The organism is Georgenia daeguensis (genome assembly GCF_039537705.1).
Classification (GTDB): domain Bacteria; phylum Actinomycetota; class Actinomycetes; order Actinomycetales; family Actinomycetaceae; genus Georgenia; species Georgenia daeguensis.
In genome coordinates this window covers 240,091-246,098 of record NZ_BAABBA010000005.1, presented here as the reverse complement: position 1 = coordinate 246,098, position 6,008 = coordinate 240,091, and the positions used below count along the sequence as shown (strand labels likewise).

Genomic DNA, 6,008 nt, shown 5'->3' with positions numbered 1-6,008 from the left:
CCTTCGCCGTCACCCAGCCCGAGCCCGGCATCTTCATCTGGCGCACCCCCTCCGGGCACACCTACCGGCGCGAACCCAACGGCACCGTCACCCTCATCGCCGTCCACCACCCCCACCACGCCCAGCCGGAACCCCTCCACGACGAGAACGACGACCCACCACCCTTCTGATCGGGCCGGCGGCGGCGCCTGGGTGGGGTGATTACCTGCCGAGAAGGGTGTCCAGGTCGACGTCGCCCTGGATGAGGCCGTCCGTTCCGGCGAGTTCCGCGAAGATCTCGAAGGTCGGCTCGCTCACCTCGGTGTTCCACGCGGGCAGGATGAGCCGCTCGGCGAGGTCTGGCTCGACCTCGAGGTAGCTCGGTAGCACCTCGCGCACCGCGTCCGGGTTCTCCTGCGAGTAGGCGAGCGACTTCTCGATCGCCGCACGGAATCCGTCGACCAGCTCGGGGTTCTCCTGCGCGAACTTCTGCGAGGTGAAGTACGACGAGACCTCGATCGTCTCGTCGGTGAAGTCGTTCAGTGGGGTTGTCAGCACACGGACGCCGTCCGCCTCACCGAGCGTGATGAAGGGCTCTACCTGCCAGGCGGCGTCGACGTCGCCCGCCACCAGCGCGGCCGTCATGTTCGGGAACGGCATCTCGACGAACTCCACGGCGTCCGGGTCCCCGCCGTCCGAACGGACGGAGGCCCGCACGACGGTGTCCCCGATGGCCTTGAGAGTGTTGACCGCTACCGTCTTACCCTCCAGGTCCGCGGGGCGCTGGAGCGAGTCGTCGGCCGTCACGATCGTGTACGGGTCCTGCTCCGGGTCGCCGGTGCTGTCCACACCGGAGGCGACCACCTGGAGCGGGAGGCCGTTGGAGGACCCGATCACGAGCGAGAGGTTGTTGCCGAACCCGAAGTCGATGCTCCCGCTGACCACGCCCGGCACGATCGCCGCGCCGCCCTGGCCCGTGCTCAGCTCGAGCTCGATCCCCTCGTCCTCGAAGAAGCCCTGATCCATGCCGACGTAGACGGGCGCGACGTCGATGATCGGGATCAGGCCCAGGGTGACGGTCTCGGTGCCGGCGGCGCCACCGGCGGTAGCTCCGGCGTCGTCGGTGGCCTCGGGCTCCGTCTCCCCGGAGCAGGCGAGGAGCGTCAGGGCGAGCGTGCAGGCGAGGGCTGCGCTGGTGATCCGGCGTCGGGACATGGAGGCCTCCGGGAGTCGATCGGCGTTGATCCGCAATGACCGGACGCGCGCGGTCCGGGCGTGGGCGGGACGCTACCGCCTCGGCCCATGCGCGGGAGACCCATGTCACATGTTGCGACGGTACTCGCCGCCGACGTCGTACAGCGCGTGCGTGATCTGCCCCAGGCTGTGAGTCCTCACCGCCTCGAGCAGCGCCGCGAAGACGTTCTCCCGCTCGCGGGCGGCGCGCTGGAGGAGTGCGAGGCCGTCGGGCGCGAGCGGGTTGCGGGCCTCCTTGAAGGCGTGCACGCCGGCGATCTGCTGCGCCTTCTCCTCCTCGGTGGAGCGGATCAGCTGCACCGGCGTGCGGATCTCCCCGGCGTGCTCGGCCGGCAGGAACGTGTTCACCCCGACGATGGGCAGCGAGCCGTCGTGCTTTCGGCGCTCGTAGTACAGCGACTCCTCCTGGATCCGGCCGCGCTGGTACATCGTGTCCATCGCGCCCAGGACGCCGCCGCGTTCGCTGATCGCGTCGAACTCCTTGTAGACGGCCTCCTCCACCAGGTCGGTCAGCCGGGACACGACGAAGCTGCCCTGCCACGGGTTCTCGTTCGCGCTCAGCCCCAGCTCCTTGGTGATGATCATCTGGATGGCCATCGCGCGGCGGACGCTCTCCTCCGTCGGGGTGGTCACCGCCTCGTCGTAGGCGTTGGTGTGCAGGCTGTTCGTCGCGTCGAAGAGGGCGTAGAGGGCCTGCAGGGTGGTGCGGATGTCGTTGAACTGGATCTCCTGGGCGTGCAGCGACCGGCCTGAGGTCTGGATGTGGTACTTCAGCATCTGGCTGCGCGGCCCCGCGCCGTAGCGCTCCCGCATCGCGCGCGCCCAGATCCGCCGCGCCACCCGGCCGATCACCGTGTACTCGGGGTCCATCCCGTTGGAGAAGAAGAACGACAGGTTCGGCGCGAAGTCGTCCACCGCCATCCCGCGGGCCAGGTAGTACTCGACGAACGTCAGCCCGTTGGAGAGCGTGAACGCCAGCTGGCTGATCGGGTTCGCCCCCGCCTCGGCGATGTGGTATCCCGAGATCGAGACCGAGTAGAAGTTCCGCACCCCTTCCCGGCTGAAGTACTCCTGGATGTCACCCATCATCCGCAGCGCGAACTCCGTGCTGAAGATGCAGGTGTTCTGCGCCTGGTCCTCCTTGAGGATGTCGGCCTGCACGGTGCCTCGGACCACGCGGAGCGTCTCGGTGCGGATCCGCTCGTACGTGGCGGCGTCGACGAGCTCCTCCCCGGTGACGCCGAGCAGCGCGAGGCCCAGCCCGTCGTGGCCCTCGGGCAGGTCTCCCGCGTACGCCGGGCGCGCCCGGCCGGCGAAGATCTGCTCGAGGCGCCGCTGCGCCGCCGCCCACCGCTCCGGGTCCTCGCGCAGGTACTTCTCCACCTGCTGGTCGACCGCGGTCCTGAGGAACATCGCCAGGATGATCGGCGCCGGGCCGTTGATCGTCATCGACACCGACGTCGTCGGTGCGCACAGGTCGAAGCCGGAGTACAGCTTCTTCATGTCGTCCAGCGTCGGCACGTTCACGCCGGAGTTCCCGACCTTGCCGTAGATGTCCGGGCGCGGCGCCGGGTCCTCGCCGTACAGCGTCACCGAGTCGAACGCCGTCGACAGCCGGACGGCCGCCTGGCCGCGTGAGAGGTAGTGGAACCGACGGTTGGTGCGTTCCGGGGTGCCCTCCCCGGCGAACATCCGCGTGGGGTCCTCGCCCGTGCGGCGGTAGGGGTACACGCCGGCGGTGTACGGGTAGTGGCCCGGCAGGTTCTCCTTGCCGAGGAACTGCAGCAGATCCCCCCACCCGCGGTACGTCGGCGCCGCGACCTTCGGCACGCGCAGGTGGCTGAGCGACTCGCGGTAGTTGTCCACCCGGATCGTCCGGCCGCGCACCACGTACTCCGCGGACTCCTCCGTGATGGAGCGCAGCCGCGCGGGCCAGCCGCGCAGCAGCGCCACGGACTCGGGAGAGAGGGCGCCGACGGCGTCGTCATAGCGACGTCGTAGCCGCAGCAGGGTGGGGTCGGGACGGGCCTCCTCGGCCTCGTCGACGGCCGTCGCGTCCGCGGCCGGCACGTCCGCGGCCGTTGCGTCCGCGGCCGTTGCGTCCGCCGCCGTTGAGCCCGTGGCCCGCACGCCGGTGGCTCCTCGGTCGGTGAGGTCCAGGTCGGCAGCCGCGTAGCGCCCCAGCGGTTCGGGCAGCCGGGGATCGTCCAGGTCCCGCAGCGCCCGCCAGTACGCCTGGGCCCTGTCAGCGACCTCGGCCTGGGCCTCGATCGACGCGTTCGCCGCCCGCCCCTGCTCCGCGATCTCCGCGAGGTAGCGCACCCGGTGCGGCGGGATCAGCACGGTGGCGCGCGGCTCGCGCAGGCTCGTGCCGACGTCGGGCCGGAAGTCCACCCGCGGCGCCGGGCGGGCGGCCGCGCCGTCGGAAGCCGCTCTGCCGTCGGGGCCCGCTCCGCCGTCGGGGCCGTCGAGCACCCGCTCCCGGAGGAGACGGCACAGGTTGACGAACATCCACGTGACGCCCGGGTCGTTGAACTGGCTGGCGATCGTGGGGTAGACGGGCACGTCGTCGTCGGGCAGGTCGAACGCGACGCGGTTGCGCCGCCACTGCTTGCGCACGTCCCGCAGCGCGTCCTCCGCCCCGCGCCGGTCGTACTTGTTGAGCACCACGAGCTCGGCCAGGTCCAGCATGTCGATCTTCTCGAGCTGGCTCGCCGCCCCGTAGTCGCTGGTCATGACGTACACCGGCAGGTCCACCAGCTCAACCACGGCCGAGTCCGCCTGCCCGATCCCCGCCGTCTCCACCACCACGAGGTCGAACCCGGCCGAGCGCAGGAACGCCACCGCGTCCCCCAGCACCGCGCTGACCGCCACGTTGCTGGCACGGGTGGCCATCGAGCGCATGTACACGCGGGGGCTGCGCAGCGAGTTCATGCGGATCCGGTCCCCGAGCAGTGCTCCGCCGGTGCGCCGGCGCGTCGGGTCCACGCACAGCACGGCCACCCGCATCTGGGGGAATGCGCCGAGGAACCTGTTCAGCAGCTCGTCGATCACCGAGGACTTTCCGGCGCCGCCGGTGCCGGTCACCCCCACCACCGGGACGACGCCGGAGCTCGCCGCCCGCCCGGCCCACGCCCGTCGCAGCCGCTCCAGCTCGGCACCGTCCCACGCGCCGTCCTCGATCGCGCTGAGCACCCGTCCCACTGCGGCGTCGTCGCCCGCGGCGACGGCGGCGGCGTCCGGGGGCGGCCCCGGCTCCCGCTCCTGCCGGGAGCGTGCCGTGCGGTCGACGACGTCGTCGATCATCCCGGTCAGGCCGAGCCTCATGCCGTCGTCGGGGTGGTAGACCCGCTCCACGCCGCTGGCCTCGAGCTCGGCGATCTCCTCCCGGGTGATCGTCCCGCCGCCCCCGCCGAAGACGCGTACGTGCCCGGCCCCGCGCTCGCCCAGCATGTCGATCATGTAGCGGAAGTACTCCAGGTGACCGCCCTGGTAGGAGGAGAGCGCGACGGCGTCGGCGTCCTCCTGCAGCGCCGCGCGCACGACGTCCTCGACGGACCGGTTGTGCCCGAGGTGCACCACCTCCGCGCCGCGGTCCTGGATGAGCCGGCGCATGATGTTGATGGAGGCGTCGTGGCCGTCGAACAGGCTGGCGGCGGTGACGAACCGCAGCGGGCTGGTCGTCACCTGCTTCGCGCTCGGGCGGGCGAGCGTGGTCATCGCGTGAACCTCCACACGTCGTCGGGCGGGGCCCTCGCAGTCTAGCCGCGCGCGGATACCGTGGGGCCGTGACCAGAACCGACGCCTCCGCGGCACCCACCCGTACCGCGGCCCGCCGCGTCGTCGGACTCCTCCTCGCCGCGCTGGCGGCCCTCGCCGTCGTGGGGGCGTGGTGGTTCTTCGTGACGACGCCGAGCGGCCAGCACGTCGACGAGGTCGCCTACCTGGGGTCACGCATCGGCCGCAGCCGGCTCGACGAGGGCGCGCGGACCATGCTCGACGTCGTCTCGGTCCCGTTCCTCGTGCTCGTCGTGCTGGCCGGCGCGGCGGTGGCGCTGGTGCGCCGCCGGCTGCTGCTCGCCGTCGCCGTCGCCGCGGTGGTGGGCGGCTCCAACGTGACCACCCAGCTGCTGAAGTACGGCATCTTCAGCCGGCCGGAGCTCGGCATCTCCGAGGTCGACCTGAACTCCCTGCCCAGCGGGCACACCACGGTGGCCGCCTCCGTGGCCGGGGCGGCCCTCCTGGTCACGCCCCCGCGGTGGCGCTGGCTCGCGGTGCTCCTCGGCGCCGCCTACGCGGGCGGTACCGGGCTGGCCACCATGATCGGCGGGTGGCACCGGGCCTCCGACGTCGTCGCCGCGCTCCTCGTGGTCGCCGCCTGGGTGCTCCTCGCCCTCGCCGTGGTCGGTCCGGGCTCGGACGACAGCGGCCGGACGGCGCCGCCGTGGTCCCGCCGCGCCGACGCGCTGACGCGCCCGTTCCTGGCCGTGGTGGGCGCGGGAGCGGGGCTGGTCGGGCTGCTGAGCATGCTCGTCGTCTCGCAGGTGGACGGCGCCGACCGTGTCGAGCAGCTCCTCGCCTACGGCGGCGCGAGCGCCGGCGTCGTCGCGGTGACCTGCCTGAGCGCCCTCGCCGCCCTCGTCCTCAGCACCCCGCGGCGCGCGCGCACCCGCGGCTGAGCACCCGGCGCCCGGCGTGCCCGCGCTGAGGTCCCGCCGCCCGGCCGGGCCGGGTGCCCGCTGGAGTCGTGCCGCCCGGCAGCCGGTGCCAGAGTT

At 72.3% G+C, this 6,008-nt stretch carries 3 protein-coding genes; 1 reads left to right on the top strand and 2 read right to left on the bottom strand.

Annotated elements, in window-relative coordinates; translation table 11 throughout:
• Positions 1-201 precede the first annotated feature (201 nt).
• Together ABD774_RS07250 and ABD774_RS07245 are read right to left on the bottom strand one after the other, a co-directional pair.
• Positions 202-1,194: an ABC transporter substrate-binding protein gene (locus ABD774_RS07250; RefSeq protein WP_345039305.1), complete on the bottom strand. Its 993-nt coding sequence runs from the start codon at positions 1,192-1,194 to the stop codon at positions 202-204.
• 105 nt (positions 1,195-1,299) lie between these two features.
• A complete protein-coding gene (locus tag ABD774_RS07245) occupies positions 1,300-4,953 on the bottom strand; it encodes a methylmalonyl-CoA mutase family protein (protein ID WP_345039303.1) in 3,654 nt (1,217 codons plus the stop codon).
• Positions 4,954-5,021: 68 nt separating this feature from the next.
• On the opposite strand from ABD774_RS07245, the gene ABD774_RS07240 reads away from it, so the two are divergent.
• On the top strand, positions 5,022-5,912 hold the full coding sequence (locus ABD774_RS07240) for a phosphatase PAP2 family protein (RefSeq protein ID WP_345039301.1): 891 nt from the start codon (positions 5,022-5,024) through the stop codon (positions 5,910-5,912).
• Positions 5,913-6,008 lie beyond the last annotated feature (96 nt).

Excerpts from the sequence above, each read along its gene's own strand:
- ABD774_RS07250 (WP_345039305.1), bottom strand. The coding sequence starts at position 1,194 with ATGTCCCGACGCCGGATCACCAGCGCAGCCCTCGCCTGCACGCTCGCC.
- ABD774_RS07245 (WP_345039303.1), bottom strand. The coding sequence starts at position 4,953 with ATGACCACGCTCGCCCGCCCGAGCGCGAAGCAGGTGACGACCAGCCCG.